The organism is Thiorhodococcus minor (genome assembly GCF_010820565.1).
GTDB classification, from domain to species: domain Bacteria; phylum Pseudomonadota; class Gammaproteobacteria; order Chromatiales; family Chromatiaceae; genus Thiorhodococcus; species Thiorhodococcus minor.
In genome coordinates this window covers 65,652-90,601 of sequence record NZ_JAAIJQ010000012.1, presented here as the reverse complement: position 1 = coordinate 90,601, position 24,950 = coordinate 65,652, and the positions used below count along the sequence as shown (strand labels likewise).

Here is a 24,950-nt window from a genome sequence, read left to right as displayed (position 1 = left end):
GACAGGGCGCCTCGACAAACAGCTCGTAGAGATCGCCCTCGCGATCGGCGATGTAGGTCAAGCGGGTGTCGGGCAGGCGCTCGGCCAGTTCATTGACGCGGGCGAAGCCATCGACCCAGCGCGCGCTTTCTTTTTTTTCCAAGGGACGGTGTGCTCCCTTGTCCTGCCCGAGACTTCCCGGCTCACGCACCCAGGTGTGCAGATCCAACAGCCCCAACGGCACCCGCTGCGGGGTCACCGCCAGCGTCGGATGCAGATACATTCCCCAGCGGTTCTCGTAGTTCAGCGGCCCCAGATCTGGAATCAGGGTTTTCTTGGTCGTGAAGTCGAGCTCGGTCGTATCCTGGATGCACAGCACCCGCGGATGCTCACGCAGACGCGCTTCGGTGCAGGCGATATGGGGCGCCAGCACGCGTTCGGCTGTCACTCCGTCCTGGTCGAACAGGCGATAGGCGGCACGCGTCTCGCCCCAGCCCCCACAGGCCGTAGGAATGCTCACGGTTGGCTTCGCTCCCAGTTGCTCCAACACCCGGCGCGCCCGTCGATTCAACCGCTGATCACCCAGATCAATGGTGGCCAGCTCCTCTGCCAGCACACTCATCCGGCCTGCCCTCGCGCACTTGCCGGACACACGCCGCGCCGATTCCGCAACCGCTCCCACAACTCGTTCGAGCCCCTTCGTTATCAAAGGGGCGCGATTTAAATCGAAGCGCAACCTCCATGTCTACCCCCCGAGGTCGAACGCAAAGCTGGCGTGTACGAACGAGGGGCGAGATGTGGGTAACGATATGGCCAATGGCTGGGCGCAGGCGACCACGACCACGGCCATCCTGGCGGGCATCTTCTTCTTTTCGATCCTCTTCGAAGCGCGCCTGCCGGACATGGAGCTCGGCGACCCGAACGCGATCACCCAGCGCATCGCACCCTTGGGCTGGGTCCTTGTGGTCTGCTCGCTGCTCGAGCTTGCGCTGGCCTACCGGCTGCCCCGCGTCAGCGAAGGGAATGCGCTGCGCTTTCGCTGGAGTCAGTACGTTTCCGGCCGCTACCTGAAGCAGAACCTTGGCGCGGCCTGGGGCAATCAGGTCATCTGGCTGTCGGTCGTCGGTCTCTCCGTGTTTTGGGCGATCTCCCAGGTCATCCTCGCGGCCTTTCCCGCCTTCGCCAAGGACACGCTCGGCGAGACCAGCACGGTCGTCATCCAGGGCATGCTCGCCTGCTCGGGCCTTGGCATCATTCTCGGCTCTTATGTCGCCGGGCGGCTCTCGCGCAGTCATATCGAGACCGGGCTCATCCCCATCGGTGCCGTCGGCATCGCGATCGCCCTCTTCGCGCTGCCAGGGCTCGGCTCGGCCTGGGCGCATGCCTTCAACTTCCTGGCGCTGGGCTTTTTGGGCGGACTCTTCCTGGTGCCCCTCAATGCGCTGATCCAGTTCAATGCGGGCGAGGAGGGGCTAGGGCGGGTCCTGGCCGCGAACAACTTCGTCCAGAACCTGGTGATGCTGGGCTTCCTCGGGCTGACGGTCTTGGCCGCCTTCCATCAGGTCAGCGGATTGCCTGTGATGGTGGCGCTCGCCGTGGTCGCGCTGATCGGGGCCTTGTACACGCTGCACCAGCTCCCGCAGTCGCTGGTCCGTTTCATCGTCGCGCGCCTGATCTCGACCCGCTACCGGCTGACGGTGATCGGGCTGGAGAGCATGCCGGCGCAGGGCGGCGTCCTGCTGCTGGGGAATCACGTCAGCTGGATCGACTGGGCCATGGTCCAGATGGCCAGTCCACGACCAGTCCGCTTCGTGATGGAGCGCTGGATCTACGAGCGCTGGTATCTGCGCTGGTTCCTCGACTTCTTCGGCGTGATTCCCATCTCGCGCGGGCGCAGCCGCGACGCCATCAACGCCGTGGCGCGCTTGCTGGACCAAGGCGAGGTCGTCTGCATCTTTCCCGAGGGCACCCTGAGCAAGACCGGGCAGCTCTCCGAGTTCAAGCGTGGCTTCGAGCTGTCGGCGCGCGCCGCCAAGTCCGGCGTCATCCTGCCCTTCTATCAGCGCGGACTCTGGGGAAGCCGTTTCTCCTACGCGAGCCAGAAGCTCCAGGCAAACCGCAAGGACGGCCGCGTCCGCGAGATCATCGTGGCCTTCGGCAGCCCCTTGCCGCTCGGCGCGAGCGCGGAGCGGGTCAAGCAGGCGGTCTTCGAGCTCTCGGTGACCTCCTGGAAGAGCTACGTCGAGTCCCTGTCCAGCCTGCCCGAGGCCTGGCTGAGGTCCGCCAAGCGGGATCCCGGCAAGATCGCGGTGATCGACTCGATCGGCACCACCCTCACCAATCGGCGTCTGCTGACCGCGGTTCTGCTCTTCGCCGGAAGGATCCGCCGCCTGGCGCCCGAGCCCGCGGTCGGCATCCTGCTGCCGGCCAGCAGTGCCGGCGCCATCGCCAATCTCGCGGCGCTCTTTGCCGGCAAGAGCGTCGTCAACCTCAACTACACGGCGAGCGCCGAGGCCCTGCGCGCCGCCGTGGAGCAAGCGGGCGTGCGGCACGTCATCACGGCGGATCGCTTCTTGAGGAAGCTCGAGCAGCGCGGCATCGAGGTCGGCGCCCTGCTGCCGGGCGTGAGCCTGCATCCCATGGAGCCCATGCGCGGCGAGATCGGTCGGCTCAGCTCCTTGCTCGCCCTCGGCGCAGCCACACTGCTGCCGGCGGCCCTGCTGACCAGGATCTTCGCGCGCCGGACGCGGCCCGACGCGACCGCGGCCATTCTCTTCTCCAGCGGCAGCGAGGGGCTGCCCAAGGGCATCGAGCTGACGCACCGCAACATCATGGCGAACGTGCGCCAGATCTCGGACGTGCTCAATACGCGGGCGGACGACGTGGTGCTGTCCAACCTCCCGCTCTTCCACGCCTTTGGGCTGACGGCCACGACCTTCATGCCGCTGCTCGAAGGCGTCCCCATGGTCTGCCATCCGGACCCGACCGATGCCGTCGGCAGCGCCAAGGCCATCGCTCGCCATCGCGTCTCCGTGCTGTGCAGCACCTCGACCTTCCTGCGGCTCTATATTCGCAACCGGCGCGTCCATCCCTTGATGCTCGAATCCCTGCGCATCGTCGTCGCCGGCGCCGAGCGGTTGAGCGCGGACGTGCGCGAGGCCTTCGCCCTCAAGTTCCACAAGGACATCCTGGAGGGCTATGGGGCCACTGAGACGACGCCCGTGGCCAGCGTCAATGTGCCGGATGCCCTCGAGACGCAGACCTGGAAGATCCAGTCGGGCTCGCGGCCGGGGACGGTCGGCCTGCCGCTGCCGGGCACCAGTTTCCGTGTCGTGGATCCAGTGACGCTGGAGGCGCTGCCGCCTGGGGAGGACGGACTCATCCTCATCGGTGGCGTTCAGGTGATGAAGGGCTACCTCAAAGCCCCGGACAAGACGGCGGATGCCGTGGTGGAGCTGGATGGCATGCGCTGGTACAAGACCGGCGACAAGGGGCATCTGGACGCCGACGGCTTCCTGACCATCGTCGACCGCTATTCGCGCTTCGCCAAGCTCGGCGGCGAGATGGTGAGCTTGGGCGCCGTCGAGGAGCAGGTCCGTCAGGCGCTGGAGCGGCCCGAGCTGGAGATCGCCGCGGTCAACCTGCCGGATGCCCGCAAGGGCGAGCGTATCCTGCTCCTGGTGACGGAGGACATCGATGCGGACGGGCTGCGCAAGGCGATGCTCGACGCCGGGGCGAATCCGCTCAGCATTCCCTCCGAGGTCGTGCGGGTCGATGCCATCCCCAAGCTGGGCAGCGGCAAGACGGATTTCGGCGCCGTCAGGCGGCTCGCGGCGGCCGCGTGAGCGCTGAGATCCTGAAGCCGGCGGATTCGCTTGAGTGTAGGTTTATCTAGCTGATTTGTAATGGTTATTGAGGCCTCGCTCGACCGCCTGAAGGCCGTGCTTGAGCTATACTTTAGGTAGGAATCCAAGAGAAGGAGGACTGCCATGAAAACCAAACGCAGAGAAATGACAGAAGCGGTCCCGCGTCGTGACATCAGCTTGTTCGACGAGATGGATCGTCTCTTCGACACCATGGCGCATCGTGGGTGGATGCATCCGTTCCGTGAGATCCTGCCCGACTGGACGGGGCTCGACGAAACCCTCGCCATGACACCCAAGGTCGATGTGGTGGATCGCGAGGCCGAGATCCTGGTCCGCGCGGAGGTTCCGGGTGTCGATAAGGACAATCTCCAAGTCGAGCTTGCGGGTGACCTCCTGACCATCACGGGCGAGCGCAAGCACGAAGAGACCAAGGAAGAGGGCGCCTTCTATCGCTCCGAGATCGCCCAGGGCAGCTTCACCAGGACGATCCGTCTCCCGGCCGAGGTGGCCTTCGAGGAGACTCAGGCCGAGTTCAAGGACGGGCTGCTCGAGATCCATCTGCCGAAGACGCAGAAGACCGAGCGGCGGCGCATCGACGTCAAATAGGCGAGCGTGGAGAGCGACCGCGGCCCTGGCTTAGCGGGGCCACGGTCCGCCACTCGAAAGGTCGGCCAAGGAGCCGGCCTTTCTCGTTGTTGCCGACCCCAAGAATGGCCATCCGCGGATGGGTTTCTTAGCGTTCTGTCCGTACCTGGCGTTCTGGGTGCGTGGGGCTCCAGGTCAACAGCTGGCGGCCTGGAGGCCGTCACGCCCAGCGCGGGTCTCTTCAGCCTGAAAAGCGCTGCTGAGCCGCGAAGCGCACGAAGCGCGCAAGGGGGTTCGGTGCGTTGCTGAGTGAGTTTTGCTCACCCAGCGGGTGAGAGCGTGGCATCGATCAACCTAGAAAGAGCCAGCAGCGGCCAGCCTAAGGCTTTGTTTTGGGTCTGCTGTCAGGTCTTCTCCGGGTCACCCAACGGGTGAGCGGCTGGCCGGCCAAAAAATCCGGCAACTGTATGATTGTCCGGCGCTGGCGGCTGGCGGCTGGCGGCTGGCGGCTGGCGGCTGGTAGCTGACTGCTCTCATTTCGATCAATTCTTTGTTTTCTTTGCGTTCTTTGAGCCTTTGCGGTTCAAGTTGCCGAATCTAGGTTTAGCGGCTCTGGTTTGGCCTCCAGAATGACAGACCGACTCCGACGGCGCGGATCACTCAGCACCATGACATCTCAGACACTCAGCTTCACCATTCTCGGTACAGGCGCCCTCGGCGGCTTCTACGGGTCGCGGCTCTTGGTCGGCGGCTTTCCAGTGCGCTTCATCGCCCATTCCGATGTCGACTACATCCGCGCGCATGGTCTGCGCGTGGATTCGCCCCTCGGGGACCAGCATCACTTTCCCGTCGACGTCTATCGGGCATCCGACGCCCTTCCTCAGAGTGACCTGGTCTGTGTTGCGCTCAAGACGACCCAGAACCACAGGCTGGTCGACCTCCTTCGGCCCTTGGTCCGTCCTGGGACCGTCATCCTCAATTTCCAGAACGGCCTGAGCATGGAAGAGGAGCTGGCCGAGGCCTTTCCCGAATCCCCGGTGATCGCCGGACTCTGCTTTCTCTGCTCCAACAAGGTCGGGCCGGGCCATATCGCTCACCTGGACTATGGCCTGGTGAGCTTCGCGCCCCAGGACGCGCGTGGCCAGGCTTGGGTCCCGCGCTTGATGGAGGCCTTCGCATCCAGCGGCATCAAGGTCGAGAGCTTTCCCTCGCTGCTCAAGGCACGCTGGCGCAAGCTCGCCTGGAACATCCCCTTCAACGGCCTCTCGGTGCTGCTCGACGCCAACACCGACAGCATCATGGCGGACCCGGATGCCAGGGCGCTCGCCGAGCAGCTCATGGCGGAGGTCGCCACCGGCGCCGCCGCCTGCGGCGCGCCCTTCGACACTGGCTTCACGGGAAAGCTGCTCGAGGTCACGGAGGCCATGACCCCCTATGCGCCCAGCATGCGCCTGGACTACCTCGCCAAGCGCGAGCTCGAGATCGCCTTCATGTATGAGCGGCCCTTGCGGGAGGTGGCCAAGCGGGGCGTCCGTTTGCCCGCGGTCGAGGCCATCGCGCATCAGCTGCGCTTTCTGGATCGGCGAAATCGAGCGGGCGGCACCTGAGAGGCTGTCTGGATATCGCGACCACCCGTGCTGGAGGGGCGAATTCACTCGCCCTCTCGCCAGCGTCAAGGGCGATCAAAGTGGCCCCTAAGAGGTTTTCAGACGGCCTCTAAGGAGCTGTCTAGGTCTTGTTTCGCGATTTGGGTCTCTGGTGACGCAGCTCCAGCTGCGTCACCCGCGAGACGAAGCTCCGCTTCGAGAGTCTGAGGGTGAGCCCTGCTTTCGGCCTGGTGCAGGGGGCGGAAGCGCTCGGCGTCGTGACGCCGAGCTTCGTCGCCGAGGTCACGAAGCAGGAGCTTCGTGACCAGAACAGCGGGAGGCAGTTGACGGACACTTCCTAAGCCTTGCGCGAGGTCAAGCCGCCGTCCACTGAACGTGCGCGCTGCTTCGGCCCTCGGGTTATAGTCCTCATCCAAACACGGGATGTCGAGGAGAAGCACATGCGGGGAGCGCCAATTCTCATTGCAGTCATCGGGGCCTTGTCGCTCAGCGGCCTGGCTGAGGCCGACCCGATCGAGCGGATCCGCGGCTACTACAATCGGGTGACCACCGAGATCGCGCGTTGCGATGCGCGCGCCGGCTCCAAGCGCCTTGCCGAGTCCGGCGACTGCGGGCTCTATCTGGTCGAGGTCGTCGACAATGCGCTGCATCGCCCGGTCGCTGCGGTGGGCATCTCTCAGAGCCGAGCGCGCTACTGGTACGATCCCTCCGGCTTCACCGGCCATGCGTCCGCTCGAGCTGGAGGCGGCCATGGCCCCCTGGTCCGGGCAGAGCTCAGCGGTCAGCGTGCTGCCGTCGAGTGGCTCGAGGAGTATGTCTACCAAGCCGGGTCGCTGGTCTTCTATTTCAAGAAGAGCGATTTCGGTGCCTTCCGTTTCTACTTCCAGGCGGGCGAGCTGGTCGATTTCGTCCCGGCCGACGGCCCGGCCGGCTCGGATGATCCCAGTTACGTCATGGAAAGATCAGACTGGCCAGAGGTGCTGAGGCGCTCGCGCTGCTATCAGAAGCACGTGCCGGGCGACGCATGCACGGAGAGCCGGCCGGCCCCAACGGAGGACTTTGGCTCAAGGCATCTCTGCGCCCTTGGCGCGGATGCGGCTGTCCCTGAAGAACTGCGCATTCGCGAGGCGGACCTCACCAACGAGGCGGCTTGGAGCAGCCTCGAATTCCTCGATACCCAGGTCCTCGGCAAGCTCGCGCGCGCGGACGGCGAGGCGGAGATTCCCTGGGAGACCCTGAATATTGGCGTGCCCAACGCCTTGCGCACCATCCGTGGGGCGCTCCTCAGGGCGCGCGCCCTGGCCCTCGCCGAGGAGCGCCGCCAGCACCCAGAGCGACTGCCGGAGAGCGTCGTCCGCGCCGCGGTCGACGCCTACTGCCGGCTGCTGAGGGAGTCGGCGCTGGTCGATTGATCCTAGAAGGCGCTGGCAGCCGCTCGGGGGACGCTGATCGAATACCGTCCTGGCATTGGAGCAGCGCGCGACTTGCGCATCCCTGTTGGCGCCTCAATGAGCGCACTCATTTCTCGCGCCAGACGGTCGTATAGAGGTCGTGGCGGCGGTCCTTCAGGTTCTGGACCGTCCCGCTGTTGCGGGCGGCGCGGAGTGCTTCGAGGCGCAAGTCGGCGAAGGCCACCGTCTCGACATTGGGCGTGGTATCGGCGGCGATGCCGTCACGGGCGAAGGGGAAGTCGCAGGGCGTGAGGATGCAGCTCTGCGCGTACTGGATGTCCATGTTGTGGACGTTCGGCAGGTTGCCGACGTTGCCGGAGAGCACGACGTAGCACTGGTTCTCGACCGCGCGCGCTTGTCCGCAGTAGCGCACCCGCAGGTAGGACTGGCGCTCGTCCGTGCAGAAGGGCACGAAGATGATGTTGGCCCCTTGGTCGACCAGGTGCCGCCCGAGCTCCGGGAACTCGGCGTCGTAGCAGATGAGCACGCCAATGGGTCCGCAGTCGGTATCGATGGCGTTGAGCGAATGGCCGCCCTCGATGTTCCACCAGTAGACCTCGTTGGGCGTGGGGTGGATCTTGGGCTGCTCATGGACTTCGCCGCCGCGCAGGCAGATATAGCAGATGTTCTCCACCCGGCCATTGGGCATGCGCGTCGGGTGGGAGCCGCCGATGATGTTGGTGTTGTAGCGCACGGCCATGTCGCGGAGCGCCTCTTTCAAGGGCTCCGTGTACTTGGTGAGCGCCTCGATGGACTCTGCCGGCGACAGCTCCTGGTCCTCCATCGAGAGCAGCTGCAGCGAGAAGAGCTCGGGAAAGACGACGAAATCGGCGCGGTAGTCCGCCGTGACATCGACGAAGTAGCGCACCAGGTCGAGGAACTCGGCGAAGGAGCCGACGCGGCGCTGCATGTATTGGACGGTAGCGACTCGCACGGTGTCCGGAAGTCTGGCACCATAGGTCTTGGCGCGCTTCTCCTCTTGCTCGTCAGGTGCGTTGGGGTTGCGCCATAGCAAGTGAACCGCGTGGCCGAGCGACTCCTTGTCCTCCGGCAGGTAGTCGTCCAGCAGCCCCAAGACCGCAAATCCATTGCGCATCTGGAAGGTCAGGACGGGATCGCGCTGGCGGCTGGCCTTGACCTCTTCCAAATAGTCTTCGGCCGTTCCGAACCGCCGCAGGCGCTTGGCGAGCGTCGGCAGCCGGCCGCCGAAGACGATGCCCTTGGCGCCCCAGGAGCGCGCCAGCTTCTTGCGCTCGTCGTAGAGCCGCTGTCCGATGCGCAGTCCGCGATAGTCGGGGTCGACGCAGACCTCCATGCCGTAGAGATAGTCGCCGTCCGGGTCGTGCCGCGAGGCATAGCCGCCGCCAGTGATCTCGCGCCAGGTATGCGGCTTCAGGGCGTGCTGGCCGTCGATCAGGAAGGTGGCGCAATAGCCTACGATGACCCCTTGGTATTCGGCGACGAATTGGCCTTCCGGAAACTTGTTGATCTGGCCCCGCAGCATCGCTGGCGAGTAGGTGCCCATCTTGGAGGCTTCGTACACCTTGGAGACGAGGGTGCGAATCGCCGCGATGTCTTTGATGCGCGCGTTGCGGACGATCAGCCTCTGCTTGGCGGAGCTTGGTTTGGGTTTCGCGGGCACGCTGGGTCTCCAGGGGGAATTGGGGCGCCGCATACGTTACTCGATTCCGGGTGGCGACAGAAGGCGAGGTCGCGGCGCCGTGTCGGGGCGGGGCGTCGGGCTGTTCAAACGGTCCGGGTGCCCCCATCTTTCGCACGAGAAACGAGACCCTGCTCGGTCTCGAGAATCGCAAACGGCCGGCGTGCGGTCGGCATCTTTGTCTGGAGGCCTTTGGGCAGTCATGAAAGCGATCGAGATAAGAGAAACCGGCGGATTGGACGTCTTGGCGACCGTCGAGCGCTCCACGCCCGAGCTGAATGACCCCGAGGACATCCTGGTCAAGCTCTGCGCGGCCGGCGTCAATCCAGTCGATACCAAGGTGCGTGCGAACGGCCCGATGCTGCCGGATGGCCTTCCCGCCGTTCTGGGCTGCGATGGCGCCGGCGTGGTCGAGGCCGTCGGTTCCGATGTGACGCGCTTCAAGCCGGGCGACGAGGTCTGGCTCTGCTGCGGGGGCATCGGTGGTCCCGTCGGCAACTACGCCGAATACATCCTCCTCGACAATCATCTGGCCCAGGCCAAGCCGCGCAGCATCGGCATGACCGAGGCCGCCGCCGCGCCCCTGGTGCTGCTGACGGCTTGGGAGGCCTTGCACGACCGCGCGCGGCTGTGCGAGGGGCAGCGGGTGCTCATCCACGCGGGCGCCGGTGGCGTCGGGCACGTCGCCATCCAGCTCGCGCGGGCCGCCGGCGCGCGCGTCTGCACGACGGTGAGCAGCGCCGATAAGGCCGACTTCGCGCATGCCCTGGGTGCGGAATTCTGCATCAACTACAAGGATGAAGACCTCGTCGAATCCGTGATGGAATGGACGGAGGGCGAGGGCGTGGATATCGCGCTGGACACCGTGGGGCCTGAGGTCTTCCGCCAGACGATCCCCGCGATGGCGCATTACGGCGATCTGGTGACCATCCTGGACCCAGGTGATGCCTTGGATCTCAAGGAAGCGCGTATCCGCAATCTGCGGATCAGCCTGGAATTGATGCTGACCCCGATGCTCAGAGACCTGCCGCGCGCGCGCGTCCATCAGGGTGAGATCTTGCGCCGCTGCAGCCATCTCATCGATCGTGGCGATCTGCGCATCCATGTCTCTCAGACGTTCCCCTTGGCGCAAGCGGCGGAAGCGCACCGGCTCATCGAGCAGGGGCATGTGACCGGTAAGCTGGCGCTGACGATGGATTGAGGGCGGCGAGCAACCGAACGAGGCGCACAGTGGATAAGATCGCGACCATGGGCAAGGTGCGGATCGCGCTGCTCTCGGACACCCACGGGGCGGTCGATCCGCGCGTTCAGGAGGTCGTCGCCGGCTGCGATCTGGCCGTGCATGGCGGCGACATCGGTCGCGCCTCCATTCTCGCGGAGCTTCAGCCGAGGCTCGGCCGCGTGCTTGCCGTCTTCGGCAACAACGACGTCGCGCGCAAGTGGCCGGAGGAAGATCGGCAGCTCTTGGTCCACCTGCCTGAATGGATCGAGCAGGGGCTTCCCGGAGGCAAACTGGTCGTGATCCACGGCCATCAGCTGCCGGCGCGCGACCGCCATCGTCTGCTGCGCGCTCGCTTTCCCGATGTCCGCGCCATCGTCTACGGCCACAGTCATAGGCTCGTCGAGGACCTTCACAGGCTGCCTTGGGTGCTCAACCCGGGGGCCGCGGGGCGGGCACGCACGCACGGCGGTCCGTCTTGCATGGTGCTGGTCGCGACGCCGGGCGACTGGCATGTCGAGACCTATCGGTTTCCGCTGAGCTTACTGAAGCGGAGACTGAGATACACTCACCTCCATGAGAAGCCCCAATCCCACATTGGCCAAGCCGCCCAAGTCGCTGCTCCGGCAGGTCGGACGCGCGATCGCTGACTTTCGCATGATCGGCGACGGAGACCGCATCCTCCTCGGGGTCTCCGGCGGTAAAGACTCGCTGTCCCTGCTCCAGATCCTCAGCCACCTGCGGACCTATGCCCCGGTCCGCTTCGAGCTCGGCGTCCTCACGGTCGACCCGGAGGTGCCAGGCTTCGACCCGCAATCGCTCAAGGACTATTACGACCGTATCGGCGTGCCTTGGCACTACGAGCAGCAGCCGCTGATGGAGCAGGCCAAGTCGCATATGGACGGCGACTCCTTCTGTGCCTATTGCTCGCGCATGAAGCGCGGCATCATGTACCGGATTTGCCGGGAGCAGGGCTATAACGTCCTCGCGCTCGGGCAGCACCTCGACGATCTGGCCGAAAGCCTTCTGATGTCCATCTTTCATGGCGGCCAGCTGCGCACCATGAAGGCGCATTATCTGAACAATGAGGGCGATATCCGCATCATTCGGCCGCTGGTCTACTGTCGGGAGCGCCAGACCGGGGACTTTGCGCGCCGGGCCGGTCTGCCGATCATCCCGGACTCCTGTCCCGCCTGCTTCTCCATGCCGACGCGGCGCGAGCACATGAAGGCGCTCCTCGCGCGCGAGGAGGAGCTTCACAGCACCCTCTTCGCCAATCTCCTCCATGCCATCAAGCCGATCATGACCGAGGGTGGTCTCCCGCGGCCGGGCCGCAAGACGGAAGATCCAGAGGCGGCGTGAACGCCGGTGCGATAGGACGGGGGACGGCCAAGACGCCGATGAGGCCCCGAGGGGCCTTGGTGACCGTCTTGGCCGTCTGGGCCGGGATCGGACTGAGCGCGGTCTGGCTGCCGTCGGCCGTGCTGCTCTGGCAGGCGGTCGGGGCCCTCTTGCTTGGGGCGGCCGCGACGGATCTCTTCTTGCTGCGAAGGTTGCCATCGCCAAGGCTCGCACGCCGGATGAACCGGACCCTGCCGCAGGGCGTTTGGAGCCAGGTCGAGCTTCGCTTCGCCAACCCCTCGCCATATCCTCTCAGGCTCGAGGTCCACGATCTCCATCCGGCCGAGTTTGGCGTCAGCGGGCTCCCGCAGACGCTGCGTCTCGCCGCCAAGGTCCGCGCCAGCCTGAAGTATCGGCTTCGCCCGGCCACGCGCGGCGATTTCCTCATGCCAGGCTGCGACCTCCTGCTGCGCTCGCCGCTGGGGCTGTGGCAGCAAAGGCGCACCCTTGGCCTCCAGGTCCAGCTGCGGGTCTTTCCGAACTTCGCCGAGATCAGTCACTACACCCTGCTGGCCGCCAACGATCAGCTCGCTCAAGTGGGGGTGCGTCGCCTGCAGCGACGCGGGATCGGGGCGGAGTTCCACCAGCTGCGCGAGTATCGACGCGGTGATAGCCTGCGCCAGATCGACTGGAAGGCGACCTCGCGCATGCGCAAGCTGATCTCGCGCGAGTATCAGGACGAGCGCGATCAGAGGCTGGTCTTCCTGCTCGATTGCGGGCGCCGCATGCGGCATCAGGATGCCGGTCGCGGGCATCTCGACGAGGCGCTCAACGCGCTGCTGCTCCTGGCCTATGTCGCCGTTCGTCAAGGCGACGCCGTCGGACTCATGACCTATGGCGGCCCCAAGCGCTGGCTGGCGCCGCGCAAGGAGCCCGCGACGGTGAGCCGGATGCTGGAGACCATCTACGACCTCCAGCCGAGCATGGAGGCTGCGGACCCGCTGAGCGCGGGACAAGAGCTTCTGCGGGCCCTGCCGAGGCGGGCCCTGGTGGTCATCATCACCAATAGTCGCGACGAGGATCAGGCCGGATTGGAGCAGACCGCCGCGCTGCTGCGCCGGCGCCATCTGGTCGTGATCGCGGATCTCCGCGAGTCGGCCCTGGACGAGACCCTGGATGCGCCCATTCAGGACCTCCGGGGCGCACTGCGCTTTCATGCCGTCAATGACTGGCTCGCAAGGCGGCGACGTCATCAGGAGCGTCTGCAGCACTTGGGCGTCCATGTGCTCGACCTGTTGCCGGCCCAGCTGCCGGTCGCCTTGGTCAATCGTTATTTCGCGATCAAGCGCGCCGGGTCGCTGTAATCAATGGTGCCTGGAAGACGTCCCCGAGCGCGCTTCTGATTTGGGCCGGAAGGCGCGTGCCGGCTATCATGGCAGCTCCGTCGTGCGACGGGATTCCTCCTGCTCACCGCGCGAGCCGCTTCTGAGCCTTGCTCGGCCGGCTATGGGCGTCCGATGATCCGCAAGGGGCCCCTGAGCAAGGACCCGCTCGGTCCACCTGTCCTACTCCCACCTGCAACGCATGCACATCCGAACCAAGCTCGCAGTCGGGCTGATCGCCATCCTGATCGTCAATCTCATCGCGAGCCTCTACGGCTTCTACCTCCTGACCCAGGCCGCGAGCCGCGAGGCGGCGGTCCGGGATAGGACGTCCGAGGTCCTGGTGAGCGCCCTCAACGCTCAGGTGCACTTCAAGAAGCAGGTTCAGGAGTGGAAGAACGTCTTGCTGCGCGGTCAGCGCCCGGAGCTGTACGACGACTATTTCGAGCGCTTCGAATCCGAGGAGGCGAAGACGCGTCGGAGCATCGCGGGTCTCATCTCCCTGCTCGACGACAGCCTCGAGGCCAAGGCGACCGCCGAGCGCTTCCTCGCCGCGCATCGGCGTCTCGGCGAAGAGTACCGTGCGGCCTTGGCCTTCTATCGCCGCGACGATCCCAGTCCCCAGCTCGAAGTCGACAGACGCGTCCGGGGCATCGACCGCGAGCCGACGGATCTGATCGACGAGGTGGTTGCGGCGGCGCTCGATCACAAAAGGCTTAGGCTCAGCCAAATCGAGGCCCGGACCGAGCGGATCGAGCAGTGGATCCTGGTGCTCATGATGGCGGTGATGAGCATCGCTGTGCTCTTTCTCATCTGGCTGGTGGATCGGGCCATCGGTCAGCCGATTGCGACCGTCACCGCGGTGGCGCGACGCATCAGCGCCGGCGATTTCTCGACGCCCATCCAGATCAAGGGGACGGGCGAGCAGGCCGAGATGCTGGGGGCGCTCAAGGCCATGCAGGAGAGTCTCGCCAGATTCCAGGCCAGTCTGACGCAGAGCGAGGCGCGCTCCCGGCTGCTCCTGGAGTCCACCGGCGAGGGCATCTATGGCGTCGACAGCCAGGGTCGCTGCATCTTCTGCAACCCGGCCGGCGCACGCATGCTGGGCTATTCGTCGCCGGCGGGTCTGATCGGCCGCAACATGCACGAGACCTTGCACCACTCCCGCCCGGACGGGACGCCCTATCCGGTCGAGCGCTGTCGCGCCTACATCACCTACCGCGACGGCATTCCAGCGCGTGTCGACGACGAGATCTTTTGGCGCGCGGACGGGACGCATTTCCCCGTGGAGTACTTCGCCAATCCCATTCGGCAGGAGGGGGAGCTGGTCGGTGCCGTGGTGACCTTCTCCGACATCTCGGCGCGCAAGGACGCGGAGGCCGCGCTCAGGGTGGCCCATCAGGCCTTGGCCGAGGAGCGCTCGCAGCTCGCCGAGCGGGTGCGCGAGCGCACCCTGGAGCTGGATCGGGCCAATGCCGAGCTGGCCCGCTCGGCCCAGGCCAAGGACGAGTTCCTTGCCGCCATGAGCCATGAGCTGCGTACCCCGCTGACGTCCATCCTCGGGCTCTCGGAGACCATGGGCGACGGCTTGCTGGGGCCGCTGACCAAGCAGCAGGACAAGGCCGTCCGCATGATGCACGAGAACGGCCGGCATCTCCTGGAGCTGATCAACGACGTTTTGGATATGTCGCGCGTCGCCTCCGGGCAGATGAGCCTGCGCTGGGACCAGGTGCCGGTGAGCCAGCTCTGCGATGCCAGCCTGCGGCTGATCGGTCCGGCGGCAAAAGGCAAGGATCTGCAGGTATCCCTGAGCATCGATCCTGAGGCTCGGCTGGTGCAGGGGGACAGTCGTCGGCTGAAGCAGATGCTCGTCAATCTGCTCAGCAACGCGGTCAAGTTCACCGCCGAGGGGGGCTCCATCGGTCTGGACGTCAAGGTGGACGCGGCCGCCGGAGAGCTGCGCTTCGGCATTTGGGATACCGGGGTGGGCATTCCGGAGGATCAGTTCGAGCGGCTCTTCAAACCCTTCGTCCAGCTCGACAGCCGCCCGGCGCGTCAGTTCGACGGCACCGGCCTGGGGCTTGCCCTCGCCGCCGGCATGGCCGAGCTGCACAAGGGGCGGATCGAGGTCAGCAGCCAGGTCGGCAAGGGCAGCCGCTTCGAGATCATCCTGCCCTGGTCCCCGCAGATGCAGGCGTCACAGGGGCTAGGTAAGGTTCAGGCTGGTGATGGCGGGGCCAGCGAGCCGAGCGCACCGCTCGAGCGGCCTGGCGTGCTGCTCGTGGACGACAACGCGAGCAACCTGGAGATGTTCTCGACCTACCTGCAGATTCAGGGCTGCGAGGTCTGGACCGCCAGCGATGGCGTCAAGGCGATCGCGCTGGCGCGCGACCGACATCCGGACGTCATCCTCATGGACGTCCAAATGCCGGAGATGGATGGCCTGGAGACCACGCGCCGACTCCGCAAGGACCCCAAGCTGAGGCGTACACCGATCATCGCCCTGACCGCCCTCGCCATGCCAGGCGACCGGGAGCAATGTCTCGAGGCCGGCATGGACGATTACTTGAGCAAGCCGCTCGGGCTCAAGGAGCTTTGCGCGGCCATCGATACCTGGATCAGCCGCACGCGCGGTCAGTGACTGCTGGCTTGCTGCTTGCCCGGTTGACCCCTTATCGGATATCAGGCGGCCCGCGATTCGGAGACTTGAGCCGCAATGGCACGAAGGCCGCGAAGAGAGACGACGGGCTTTCTTTGGTCTGTTATTGCCCCTGATGGTGAGCGTCCGGGTCCTGCATCACACGGAAATCCTCGCGATCTTTGTGGCCTAAAAAGTCCTTTAAATACAGTCCTGCCGTGTCCAGAGGTGCGTCTCAAGAAAGCGATAGGATTAACGAGATCGCTTTAGGCTCAACGGCGATCCAGGCTCTTTTGGGGCGAAGTCGCGCAGCTGCGCGCGCAGTTGCTCCAGGTTTTGGGGCGAAGCGCTTGCGCTGTAGCGGCTGGGGATGTAGAGCGCCAGGAAGCGACCGACTGGCCCAGCCAGGTCTGGGCGCTCGGCTGTCACCCTGCGCCCATAGTCGCGCGGGCCTTCGTGGTGATGCTTGGGCAGCCCGGCGCGGGCGAGCTTGCGGCAGAAGCGCGCGTAGAGGGCGTCTAGGGCGTCCTGCGGGGGATTGTCGCGGCTGAGCGCGAGCAGGATGACGGCCAAGGTCAGGGAGATGGCTAGCATCATGAGGGCCGCGAGGCCGTATTCCCGAAAGGCGCTCAGGCCGAGCTTGTCGAGCAGGGCCAGCTGATCCTCGGTCGAGAAGTCGAGCACCCAGTTCTGCCAGGTGGCGTCGAGCGTGTCGGCCAGCAGTCGCATGCTCCGCGCGAAGCGCGCGAAACCGTTGGTCTCGTCGATGCTGAAGCGCAGCGAGGCATTGGCCCCAAGCAGGCGGGACGCGCTGCGGCGGTCGATCCGCGAGGGGTCCACCGCGGCCGTGGGATCGACGCGGACCCAGCCGCGCTCCGGGATCAGCACCTCGACCCAGGCATGGGCGTCCGACTGGCGGACGATCTTGTAGCCGCCGATGTCGTTGTCCTCGCCGCCGAGATAGCCGAGCACGATACGCGAGGGGATGCCGGCGATGCGCATGAGCAGCGCGAAGGCACTGGCGTAGTGCTCGCAGAAGCCGGCGCGGGTCTCGAAGAGGAACTCGTCGGCCGGGTTGGCGCCGAGCGCTGGAGGCAGCAGGGTGTAGTGGAAGGCTTCGCGGTTGAAGAACGCCAGCCCCCGCTGGACTAGCTGCCATTCCGTCTGGGCTTCTGCGCCCCAATCCGCGACCAGCGCGCGCATCCGCGGCGTGATGTTGTCCGGCAGCCGGAGGGCGAGCAGGCGCACCTCTTGGCTGGGCGCCTGGGTTGCGTAGCTCATCACGGAGCGCACCCGATAGCGCCGCAGCGCGTTGATCGGTTGTCTCGCGACGACCTGGAGCGCGGGAGTGATGAAGGCATCGCTCGGGGCGGTGACGGGCATGTCCAAGGCGAAGAGCCAGCGCTGCCGCGTCGGCTCGAGCACCACCTCGTACTCGATCGGCTCGCTCGCCGCGACCAGCTCGCTGGGTCTCGGGCTTTCGTGGGGCGCGTCGCCCTGGGTCCAGCGCCTGCCGTCCATCTCCCAGAGCACTGGGCCGCGCCAATAGAGCTGGCCGCTGTCGGGGGGGGCGCCCTCGAAGCGCACCCGGAAGGCGCCCTCGCCGTTGACGACGAGCTCACTGATGGCGCCAGGCTCCATGGTGTCGGACATGCCGGTCATGGCGGCCTCGCGCTCGAATCCGAGATTCCAGAGCGGCGCCTCCAGCCGTGGAAAGAGCACGAAGAGCACGAGCGTCAAGGGCAGCGCTTGCAGCGCGAGCCGATAGGTGACGCGTAGGGCTGGGCGCGCCCCGGCCTCGCCCAAGCCGCCGTTCAGCTTCACCAGCAGCGCAATCATGCCCAGGGAGACCACGCCCAGATAGGCGGCGATGCTGAAGGACTCGTCGAAGAGGAACTGCACCACGATCAGGAAGCCGACGAGGATGGTCGTCAGGCGCAGGTCGCGTTTCGAGTCGAGCTCCAGGAGCTTCAAGGTGATCATGGTCGCGAAGAGCGCGGCCCCGCCGTCCTGGCCGGCGAGGGTGTGGTAGCCGTGCAGACAGTTCGCGACCCCCGCGAAGGTCAGCAGGATGCGGAGGCCCCTTCCTGGCATCGCCGACGGCCAGCGCAGTCCCAGCAGGCGGACGGCGAAGACGAGCGCAAGGAAGGCGTTGACCTGCCATCGCAGGTGGGGCATCACGGGCAGGCAGGCGGCGATGACGAGCAGGGTCGTCCAAAGGACTTGGCTGGGCTTCGCGCGCTCGCCGGCTGGGATGCGCCGCTCAGGCATGGCTGAAGAGCGCGAGCCGCTTCAGGCAGCGTTGGGTGTGTGAGGCCCCTCGCGCCAAGGGCTCCATGCCGTCGGGCAGCCTCAGCCCGAAGCGGAGTCCGGCCTCGGTCGCGTCGAGGACCTGGCGGGTCAGCAGGCTGAGACGGGTCTCGGTGTCGCCTGCCCGCAGCGCCGACCACTGGATCCAAACGTCTTGGCCCTCGTCGCCGCCATACTCCTTGACCAAGAGCCCCCGCTCGCGCGCGAACGCCTTCCAATCGATGTGGCGCGGCGAGTCGCCCGGTCGGTAGCCGCGCGAGCCGAGATAGTCTTCCGCGCCCTCGCCGCGATGCCGGTGGGGGCGACGGTCGTCGCCCGCGTCATGGCTTGGGTCTGGTGCATGTGCCGCCGGTGCGGGATAGACCAGGGTGGTCGCATCGGTTTCGACATAGCACCAGGCGCGAAAGAGGCCCATGGGGTGGCTCGTCTCGAGGGTGAGCTTATCGAGCTCGAGCTGGCCGCGCCTTGCGGTCCTCAGGCCCAGTTTGACCGTGGCCTGGTCGCCCGCGGCGATCTGCAGGCTGGGGGGCGGCTTGTCGTCGCTACGGGCCCGCAGATCGTAGCGCGCGCGACGGCCCTCGGCGTGCAGGGTGATCTCGAAGGTCGCCGTCTCGCCACAGAAGACGGCGGGACCGCCGCGCACCTGCGCCGCGAGTCCGAGCAGGCTCAGCCAGGTGTGGTGCATGGCGATGATCGCGACCGAGGCGAGGAAGAAGGTGGAGAGCAGCCCAAGGTTGTTCTGGTAATTCAGCGAGCCGAGCAGCATGACCAGCATCACGGCGCCATAGGTCATGCCCGTCGCCGTCGGCAGGATGTAGATCTGCCGCGCCCCGACGCGGGCGACGCCATCCGACCCCATGGGGACTCGGCGCAGCATGCTCTCGAAGTAGCGGCCGACGCGGCCCGCGATCCGGCCGCGAAGGCTGGCTCCCTGTCCGCTGGCGCCGTCCCTGCGCCGGTCCGCGCGATGTGCTGCAGCTGATGGCATGCCGACCCTCGGCGTCACTAGACTGGGACGCTGTCCAGGATGAAGCGCGCGGCGTCCTCCGCGCCCTCGCGCTGACCGATCTCGCCGGAGGCCAAGCGATGCGCGACGCAGGCCGGCAGCACGGCTTGGACATCCTCTGGGATGACATAGTCGCGGCTCGCCAACAGCGCCCAGGCCTTGGCGGCATGCAGCATGCCGAGCCCCGCGCGAGGCGAGAGCCCATAGGCGAAACGCTCCGAGCCGCGGGTGAACTGCAAGACGGCGTGGACATAGTCGATGACGGGCGGTGCCGCATGGATTTGCGTCACGGAGCGCTGCAGCTCGATCAGCTCCGCGTTGGTCAGCGCAGGCGCCTGGCGCGCGACCATGTCGCGTCTGTCCTCGCCGCCGAGCAGTTGTTTCTCCTGCTCGGCGTCCGGATAGCCGAGCTGGATGCGCATCAGGAAGCGGTCGAGCTGAGATTCGGGCAAGGGAAAGGTGCCTACCTGGTGGAGCGGGTTCTGGGTGGCGATGACGAAGAAGGGCTCGGGGAGGGGCCGCGTCTCGCCCTCGACCGTGACCTGGCGCTCTTCCATCGCCTCGAGCAAGGCGCTCTGCGCCTTGGGCGTCGCGCGGTTGATCTCGTCGGCCAGCACCAGCTGTGAGAAGACCGGGCCGGGGTGGAAACGGAAGCCCTCCGCGGCCCGGTCGTAGACGGACACCCCGATGACGTCGGCCGGCAGCAGGTCGCTGGTGAACTGAATCCGCGAGTAGTCGAGCCCGAGGAGGCGGGCGAGCAGGTGGGCCAGCGTCGTCTTGCCGACGCCAGGGAGATCTTCGATCAGCAAGTGCCCGCGCGCCAAGAGGCAGGCGAGCGCGAGCCGCAGCTCTCGATCCTTGCCGAGGATGACCGCGCGGGCGCTGTCGAGGATGCTGTCGGCGAGGGCCGCTCGCGGCCGAGGCTCATTCTGGGGTCGACGTCGCGCTAGGCTCATGCTCTGGTTGCTCCCTCAGCGGCGCGGGCCCCTTTGGGCCGCGCATCGGTTTCTGCTCTCGAGCGTTCTTGTCGGGCATGACTGCTTCAGCCCGGATTGGGTTAAGCTAACGAGTTCGATTGGCTCAGGTGCACTTCGATGATCGCAAGCGATTCCTACGACGTCGTGGTCGTTGGTGGCGGACACGCCGGCACCGAGGCGGCGCTCGCGTCCGCCCGCTGCGGCGCCCGCACCCTGCTGCTCACCCAGAACATCGAGACCATCGGTCAGATGAGCTGCAACCCGGCGATCGGCGGCATCGGCAAGGGGCATCTGGTCAAGGAGATCGATGCGCTCGGTGGCCTCATGGCGCGCGCCACTGACCGGGGCGGCATCCAGTTCCGCGTGCTCAATGCCAGCAAGGGGCCGGCGGTGCGTGCCACGCGCGCCCAGGCGGACCGAGCCATCTACAAGGCGGCCGTGCGCGCCGGCGTGGAGAGCCAGCCCAATCTCGCGATCTTTCAGCAGGCCGTCGACGACCTCGTCGTCGAGCAGGATCGGGTCGTGGGCGTGCGGACTCAAATGGGGCTGGAATTTCGTGCGCGCGCGGTCGTGCTGACGGTGGGCACCTTCCTCGGCGGACGCATCCATATTGGGCTGTCTAGCTATGAGGGCGGCCGTGCGGGAGATCCACCGTCCAACGCCCTTGCCCGCCGCTTGCGCGAGCTGCCCTTTCGCGTCGAGCGCCTCAAGACAGGCACGCCGCCGCGCATCGACAGTCGCACCATCGATTACGGCCGCCTGCAGGAGCAGCCGGGCGACGATCCCATCCCTGTCTTTTCCTTCCTGGGCAGTCCTGCCGACCACCCGCGTCAGATCAGCTGCCACATCACCCACACCAACGAAAGGACGCATGAGATCATCAGCTCCGGGCTGTCGCGCTCGCCCCTCTTCACCGGCGTGATCGAGGGTGTGGGGCCGCGCTACTGTCCTTCGATCGAGGACAAGATCGTGCGCTTCGCGGACAAAGCGTCGCATCAGATCTTCCTCGAGCCGGAGGGACTCGATACCCACGAGGTCTATCCCAACGGCATCTCCACCAGTCTGCCATATGACATCCAGGAGGCGCTGGTGCGCTCCATCGCCGGACTCGAGCAGGCACACCTCACGCGCCCCGGCTACGCCATCGAGTACGACTTCTTCGACCCGCGCGACCTCGGGCCGTCGCTCGAGACCCGCTTCATCCGGGGCCTCTTCTTCGCCGGCCAGATCAATGGCACGACGGGCTATGAAGAGGCGGGTGCCCAGGGCTTGCTGGCGGGCGCCAACGCGGCGCTCCAGGTCCAGGAGCGCGAGCCCTGGCTGCCGCGCCGCGACGAGGCCTACCTGGGCGTCATGGTCGACGACCTCATCACCCGTGGGACCAACGAACCCTACCGCATGTTCACCAGCCGTGCCGAGTACAGGCTCATGCTTCGGGAAGACAATGCGGATCTGCGCTTGACTGAGAGCGGTCGGCGGCTCGGCTTGGTCGGGGACGATCATTGGCGCCGTTTCGAGGCCAAGCGCGAGGCGATCGAGCGCGAGCGCCAACGTCTGCGCGGCACCTGGGTGAGGCCGGAGGCGCTGGACGCGGCTCTGATGGCGCGCGTGCTGGGCGAGCCGCTGCGGCGCGAGGCGCGCGCGCTGGATCTGCTGGCGCGCCCAAGCGTCGACTACGCCGCCATTCGCGCCCTGACCGGCGATCCGCCCGAGCCGCTGTCGCGCGACGTCACCGAGCAGCTCGAGATCCAGGCGCGCTATGACGGCTACATCAGTCGCCAGCGTGACGAGATCGCGCGCCAGCGCGAGCAGGAGGCCAAGGCGCTCCCCGAGGGCTTCGACTATGATCAGGTCCGCGGTCTCTCCGTCGAGGTGCGGGAGAAGCTCCTGCGCGTGCGCCCGGCCACCATCGGGCAGGCGGCGCGCATCCCGGGCGTCACGCCGGCGGCGGTCTCGCTGCTGCTGATCCATCTGAAGCGACAGGCCGCGGCGTCATGACGGCCTCGGAGGTCATCGACGATCCGCGCTTCGCCGAGCGGCTGGCGGCTGGCAGTGGCGAGCTGGGGCTTGCGCTGACGCCGGATCGGCAGGCGGCCTTGCTGCGCTATCTGGGGATGCTGGCGCGCTGGAATCGCGCCTACAACCTGACGGCGGTTCGCGATCCCTTCGAGATGGTCGCCAAGCATTTGCTGGATAGTCTCGCGATCCAGCCCTGCCTCTTCGGCGATACCGTCCTCGACATAGGTACAGGCGCGGGTCTGCCGGGAATTCCGCTTGCCATCCTGAATCCCGCACGGCGTTTTTGCCTGCTCGACAGCAATGGTAAGAAGGTGCGGTTCGTGCGCCAGGCGGTCTTGGAGCTGGGCCTCGCGAACGTCGAGCCCACTCAATCGCGGATGGAAACATACCGGCCGCAGGGAAAATTCAGTACCATAGTGAGTCGCGCAGTTGCCGCCGACGCCATTCTGCGAGCCCCGACCGCCCAGTGGCTCGCGCGGCCGGGGCGCTTGCTTCTCATGAAAGGCCGCCAAACGGACGAGGCCCTCGACGCCTCGGGCTTCTCCGCCGCTGCCCCGAAGGTCCATCCCCTGCGCGTGCCTTTCCTGGACGAAACACGACACTTGATCGAAATCCGGAGTGATTGAGCCGACTATGGCCAACATCATCGCGATCGCCAATCAGAAGGGCGGGGTCGGCAAGACCACGACGGCAGTCAATCTCGCCGCCTCGCTGGCCTCGCTGAAGCATCGCGTGCTCCTGGTGGACCTCGACCCCCAGGGTAATGCGACCATGGGCTGCGGGATCAACAAGCACGAGCTCGATTATACGGCTTGCGATCTGCTGCTCACCGACATAGCGATCGCTGATTGCATCCAGCGCGTCACCGAGCCGTCGCCCGGCTTCGATCTGCTCCCCTCGAATGGGGATCTGACCGCGGCCGAGATCGGCTTGATCGACTCCCCGGACCGGGAGCGGCGTCTGAGCAAGGTGCTGGGCAGCGCGGCCGAGGCCTATGAGACTGTGATCGTGGATTGTCCGCCGTCGCTGAATATGCTGACGGTGAATGCCCTGGTCGCGGCGCATGGGGTGCTGATCCCGATTCAATGCGAGTATTACGCCCTGGAGGGGCTGTCCGCGCTGCTGGATACCGTCGAGCAGATTCGCGAGAGCCGCAATGCCGCCCTGCGGATCGAGGGTATCTTGCGCACCATGCACGACCCGCGCAACAACCTCGCCAATCAGGTCTCGACCCAGCTCATCACGCACTTCAAGGACGACGTCTACCGCACCATCATCCCGCGCAACGTCCGTTTGGCGGAGGCGCCGAGCCACGGTCAGTCCGCCCTGATCTATGATCCGCAGTCCAAGGGTGCGATCGCCTACCTGGCGCTGGCGAGCGAGATCCTGCGTCGGCACGATAAGCGGCAGCGCGCCGCCTGAGGTCCGGTCGTATGGACATGGAGCAAAAACCTTCGGCGAAGAAAAAGGGGCTGGGCCGCGGTCTGGACGCGCTGCTCGGCGCCGCGCGCACGCCGCAGGTTGCGGTCGTGTCGGGCGCTCCCGGCGAGTCCGAGGTCGAGGCCAAGACTACGACCTCGGATCAGATCGCCCATCTTCCGGTCGAGCACATCCAGCGGGGCCGTTATCAGCCGCGCCGCGACTTCGATGCCGACGCGATGCGCGAGCTGGCCGATTCCATCCTGGCGCAGGGCGTGATCCAGCCCATCGTGGTGCGTCCGCTGACCGAGCCGGGCGACGGCGGGGCCTGCTACGAGCTGATCGCCGGCGAGCGTCGCTGGCGTGCCTGCCAGCAGGCGGGGGTCGCGGAGATCCCAGTGGTGATCCGCGAGGTCGACGAGCAGACGGCGCTGGCGATCGCGCTCATCGAGAACATTCAGCGCGCCGATCTGAATCCCTTGGAGGAGGCCGGCGCCCTCGCGCGACTGATCTCCGAGTTCGGCTTGACGCATCAGCAGGTCGCGGAGGCCGTCGGCAAGTCGCGCACCATGGTCACCAACCTGCTGCGGCTGCTCGAGCTCGAGGCCGACGTCAAGGCGCTCGTCGAGCACTCCGAGCTGGAGATGGGGCATGCGCGCGCGCTTCTCGGGCTGAAGGGTAAGGCGCAGAGTCAGGCGGCCAAGCAAGTCGTGGCCGCGGGGCTCTCCGTGCGCGAGACCGAGCGATTGGTCAAGCGTCTTCAGCAAGCGGACGATGCGGGGGAGACTGCCCCTGCGCCCGAGCTGGATCCCAACATTCGGCGTCTTCAGACGGATTTGACCGACAAGCTGGGGGCGCAGGTGCAGATCCAGCACGGCACCCGCGGCTCCGGCAAGCTGGTGATCGCCTACAACACCCTAGACGAGCTCGACGGAATCCTCTCGCACATCAAATGAGCGGGCCTCATGATGCGCCGCTCGCTCCGCGAGCTGTAAGTGGTCGAATAGGCGCATAAAACTCTTTGAGGTCCGTTGACCCAATATCGACAACCCCTTATACTGCGCGCCCGGTGAGCCAGGCGCTCACCTACTCGCGATAATCTGATGCAACAGCCTGACGTGCGCCAGGCCAAGCGGATCGTGAAGATCCAGTTTGTTCTTGGTCTGCTCCTAGCAGTAGCAGCTCTGCCGTTTGGCGCTCCAGTTGCAATTTCAGTGCTGATCGGGGCCGGAGCCTGCGTGCTGGCAAATGCCATGCTCGCGGGCTGGGTTTTTCGCGAATACCGTGCTCAAGAGCCAGAGCGGCTCGTTGGTCGTTTCTACGCCGGCGAGATCGCCAAAATCGTATTGATTGTCGGCGTATTCGCCGTTGCCTTCGCAACGCTCGACGACTTGAACATAGCGGCATTGCTTGCGGCCTATTTCGCGGTCCAAGTGATTGCGACCGTCATTGCCGCTCAACTGGACAGCCGAACCACGAAGTGAGAATGAC

Annotated in this window: 20 protein-coding genes; 15 read left to right on the top strand and 5 right to left on the bottom strand. The window is 66.1% G+C overall.

Annotated elements, in window-relative coordinates; genetic code table 11:
- The coding region (locus tag G3446_RS05995; protein ID WP_164451685.1) for an IS4/Tn5 family transposase DNA-binding protein at positions 1 to 601 on the bottom strand (601 nt) is incomplete at its 3' end.
- A 187-nt stretch (positions 602 to 788) separates the two neighbouring features.
- Between G3446_RS05995 and G3446_RS05990 the strand changes: the two genes are divergently transcribed.
- From G3446_RS05990 to G3446_RS05975, 5 genes are all read left to right on the top strand, one after another.
- Positions 789 to 3,824, top strand: coding sequence for an acyl-[ACP]--phospholipid O-acyltransferase (locus G3446_RS05990; protein WP_245232340.1), 3,036 nt, complete (start codon positions 789 to 791; stop codon positions 3,822 to 3,824).
- A 144-nt stretch (positions 3,825 to 3,968) separates the two neighbouring features.
- Complete coding sequence (locus G3446_RS05985) at positions 3,969 to 4,451, top strand: Hsp20/alpha crystallin family protein (RefSeq protein WP_164451681.1); 483 nt, start codon at positions 3,969 to 3,971, stop codon at positions 4,449 to 4,451.
- A 647-nt stretch (positions 4,452 to 5,098) separates the two neighbouring features.
- A complete protein-coding gene (locus G3446_RS05980; protein ID WP_164451679.1) occupies positions 5,099 to 6,037 on the top strand; it encodes a 2-dehydropantoate 2-reductase in 939 nt (312 codons plus the stop codon).
- 209 nt (positions 6,038 to 6,246) lie between these two features.
- The gene (locus G3446_RS28625) at positions 6,247 to 6,378 is read left to right on the top strand and encodes a hypothetical protein (RefSeq protein WP_280818782.1); all 132 of its coding nucleotides are present in this window, start codon (positions 6,247 to 6,249) and stop codon (positions 6,376 to 6,378) included.
- Between the two features lie 99 nt (positions 6,379 to 6,477).
- On the top strand, positions 6,478 to 7,449 hold the full coding sequence (locus tag G3446_RS05975; protein WP_164451676.1) for a hypothetical protein: 972 nt from the start codon (positions 6,478 to 6,480) through the stop codon (positions 7,447 to 7,449).
- 106 nt (positions 7,450 to 7,555) lie between these two features.
- Here G3446_RS05975 and G3446_RS05970 read toward each other — a convergent pair whose 3' ends face one another.
- Positions 7,556 to 9,130 carry a GNAT family N-acetyltransferase gene (locus tag G3446_RS05970; protein WP_342450050.1) on the bottom strand — a complete coding sequence of 525 codons (1,575 nt, stop codon included), beginning with the start codon at positions 9,128 to 9,130 and terminating at the stop codon, positions 7,556 to 7,558.
- A gap of 220 nt (positions 9,131 to 9,350) precedes the next feature.
- Between G3446_RS05970 and G3446_RS05965 the strand changes: the two genes are divergently transcribed.
- The 5 genes from G3446_RS05965 (at position 9,351) to G3446_RS05945 (ending at position 15,731) form a co-directional block, all read left to right on the top strand.
- Complete coding sequence (locus tag G3446_RS05965) at positions 9,351 to 10,349, top strand: zinc-dependent alcohol dehydrogenase family protein (RefSeq protein ID WP_164451672.1); 999 nt, start codon at positions 9,351 to 9,353, stop codon at positions 10,347 to 10,349.
- 47 nt (positions 10,350 to 10,396) lie between these two features.
- Positions 10,397 to 11,017, top strand: a complete 621-nt coding sequence (locus G3446_RS05960) for a metallophosphoesterase family protein (protein ID WP_164451695.1) — start codon at positions 10,397 to 10,399, stop codon at positions 11,015 to 11,017.
- Entirely contained in the window at positions 10,944 to 11,729 is a 786-nt protein-coding gene (locus G3446_RS05955; protein ID WP_164451670.1) for a PP-loop family protein, read from the top strand. Before G3446_RS05960 ends, G3446_RS05955 begins: the two co-directional genes overlap by 74 nt.
- Before the next feature lie 59 nt (positions 11,730 to 11,788).
- Positions 11,789 to 13,072: a DUF58 domain-containing protein gene (locus tag G3446_RS05950; protein ID WP_342450048.1), complete on the top strand. Its 1,284-nt coding sequence runs from the start codon at positions 11,789 to 11,791 to the stop codon at positions 13,070 to 13,072.
- 220 nt (positions 13,073 to 13,292) lie between these two features.
- Positions 13,293 to 15,731 (top strand): response regulator, encoded by a 2,439-nt coding sequence (locus G3446_RS05945; protein ID WP_164451666.1) that lies wholly within the window; start codon positions 13,293 to 13,295, stop codon positions 15,729 to 15,731.
- Between the two features lie 249 nt (positions 15,732 to 15,980).
- On the opposite strand, the gene G3446_RS05940 is transcribed toward G3446_RS05945, so the two are convergent.
- From G3446_RS05940 to G3446_RS05930, 3 genes are read right to left on the bottom strand one after another with little or no spacing between them, the layout of a single operon-like run.
- The gene (locus tag G3446_RS05940; protein WP_164451664.1) at positions 15,981 to 17,999 is read right to left on the bottom strand and encodes a transglutaminase TgpA family protein; all 2,019 of its coding nucleotides are present in this window, start codon (positions 17,997 to 17,999) and stop codon (positions 15,981 to 15,983) included.
- Positions 17,992 to 19,026 carry a DUF58 domain-containing protein gene (locus tag G3446_RS05935; RefSeq protein WP_245232337.1) on the bottom strand — a complete coding sequence of 345 codons (1,035 nt, stop codon included), beginning with the start codon at positions 19,024 to 19,026 and terminating at the stop codon, positions 17,992 to 17,994. The genes G3446_RS05940 and G3446_RS05935 overlap by 8 nt, the downstream gene beginning before the upstream one ends.
- 17 nt (positions 19,027 to 19,043) lie before the next feature.
- Positions 19,044 to 20,000, bottom strand: coding sequence for an AAA family ATPase (locus tag G3446_RS05930; RefSeq protein WP_164451662.1), 957 nt, complete (start codon positions 19,998 to 20,000; stop codon positions 19,044 to 19,046).
- A 138-nt stretch (positions 20,001 to 20,138) separates the two neighbouring features.
- Between G3446_RS05930 and mnmG the strand changes: the two genes are divergently transcribed.
- The 5 genes from mnmG (at position 20,139) to G3446_RS05905 (ending at position 24,943) form a co-directional block, all read left to right on the top strand.
- The gene (gene mnmG / locus G3446_RS05925) at positions 20,139 to 22,019 is read left to right on the top strand and encodes a tRNA uridine-5-carboxymethylaminomethyl(34) synthesis enzyme MnmG (protein ID WP_164451660.1); all 1,881 of its coding nucleotides are present in this window, start codon (positions 20,139 to 20,141) and stop codon (positions 22,017 to 22,019) included.
- Positions 22,016 to 22,666, top strand: a complete 651-nt coding sequence (gene rsmG / locus G3446_RS05920; protein WP_164451658.1) for a 16S rRNA (guanine(527)-N(7))-methyltransferase RsmG — start codon at positions 22,016 to 22,018, stop codon at positions 22,664 to 22,666. Before mnmG ends, rsmG begins: the two co-directional genes overlap by 4 nt.
- A 7-nt stretch (positions 22,667 to 22,673) precedes the next feature.
- Positions 22,674 to 23,462, top strand: coding sequence for a ParA family protein (locus tag G3446_RS05915; RefSeq protein WP_164451656.1), 789 nt, complete (start codon positions 22,674 to 22,676; stop codon positions 23,460 to 23,462).
- An 11-nt stretch (positions 23,463 to 23,473) separates the two neighbouring features.
- The gene (locus G3446_RS05910) at positions 23,474 to 24,415 is read left to right on the top strand and encodes a ParB/RepB/Spo0J family partition protein (protein WP_164451653.1); all 942 of its coding nucleotides are present in this window, start codon (positions 23,474 to 23,476) and stop codon (positions 24,413 to 24,415) included.
- A 147-nt stretch (positions 24,416 to 24,562) separates the two neighbouring features.
- The gene (locus tag G3446_RS05905; RefSeq protein ID WP_164451651.1) at positions 24,563 to 24,943 is read left to right on the top strand and encodes an ATP synthase subunit I; all 381 of its coding nucleotides are present in this window, start codon (positions 24,563 to 24,565) and stop codon (positions 24,941 to 24,943) included.
- The last annotated feature ends 7 nt before the right edge of the window (positions 24,944 to 24,950 follow it).

Coding starts and splice junctions, on each gene's coding strand:
- G3446_RS05990 (WP_245232340.1), top strand. CDS start 789: ATGGCCAATGGCTGGGCGCAGGCGACCACGACCACGGCCATCCTGGCG.
- G3446_RS05985 (WP_164451681.1), top strand. CDS start 3,969: ATGAAAACCAAACGCAGAGAAATGACAGAAGCGGTCCCGCGTCGTGAC.
- G3446_RS05980 (WP_164451679.1), top strand. CDS start 5,099: ATGACATCTCAGACACTCAGCTTCACCATTCTCGGTACAGGCGCCCTC.
- G3446_RS05975 (WP_164451676.1), top strand. CDS start 6,478: ATGCGGGGAGCGCCAATTCTCATTGCAGTCATCGGGGCCTTGTCGCTC.
- G3446_RS05965 (WP_164451672.1), top strand. CDS start 9,351: ATGAAAGCGATCGAGATAAGAGAAACCGGCGGATTGGACGTCTTGGCG.
- G3446_RS05960 (WP_164451695.1), top strand. CDS start 10,397: ATGGGCAAGGTGCGGATCGCGCTGCTCTCGGACACCCACGGGGCGGTC.
- G3446_RS05955 (WP_164451670.1), top strand. CDS start 10,944: ATGAGAAGCCCCAATCCCACATTGGCCAAGCCGCCCAAGTCGCTGCTC.
- G3446_RS05945 (WP_164451666.1), top strand. CDS start 13,293: ATGCACATCCGAACCAAGCTCGCAGTCGGGCTGATCGCCATCCTGATC.
- G3446_RS05940 (WP_164451664.1), bottom strand. CDS start 17,999: ATGCCTGAGCGGCGCATCCCAGCCGGCGAGCGCGCGAAGCCCAGCCAA.
- G3446_RS05935 (WP_245232337.1), bottom strand. CDS start 19,026: ATGCCATCAGCTGCAGCACATCGCGCGGACCGGCGCAGGGACGGCGCC.
- G3446_RS05930 (WP_164451662.1), bottom strand. CDS start 20,000: ATGAGCCTAGCGCGACGTCGACCCCAGAATGAGCCTCGGCCGCGAGCG.
- mnmG (WP_164451660.1), top strand. CDS start 20,139: ATGATCGCAAGCGATTCCTACGACGTCGTGGTCGTTGGTGGCGGACAC.
- rsmG (WP_164451658.1), top strand. CDS start 22,016: ATGACGGCCTCGGAGGTCATCGACGATCCGCGCTTCGCCGAGCGGCTG.
- G3446_RS05915 (WP_164451656.1), top strand. CDS start 22,674: ATGGCCAACATCATCGCGATCGCCAATCAGAAGGGCGGGGTCGGCAAG.
- G3446_RS05910 (WP_164451653.1), top strand. CDS start 23,474: ATGGACATGGAGCAAAAACCTTCGGCGAAGAAAAAGGGGCTGGGCCGC.
- G3446_RS05905 (WP_164451651.1), top strand. CDS start 24,563: ATGCAACAGCCTGACGTGCGCCAGGCCAAGCGGATCGTGAAGATCCAG.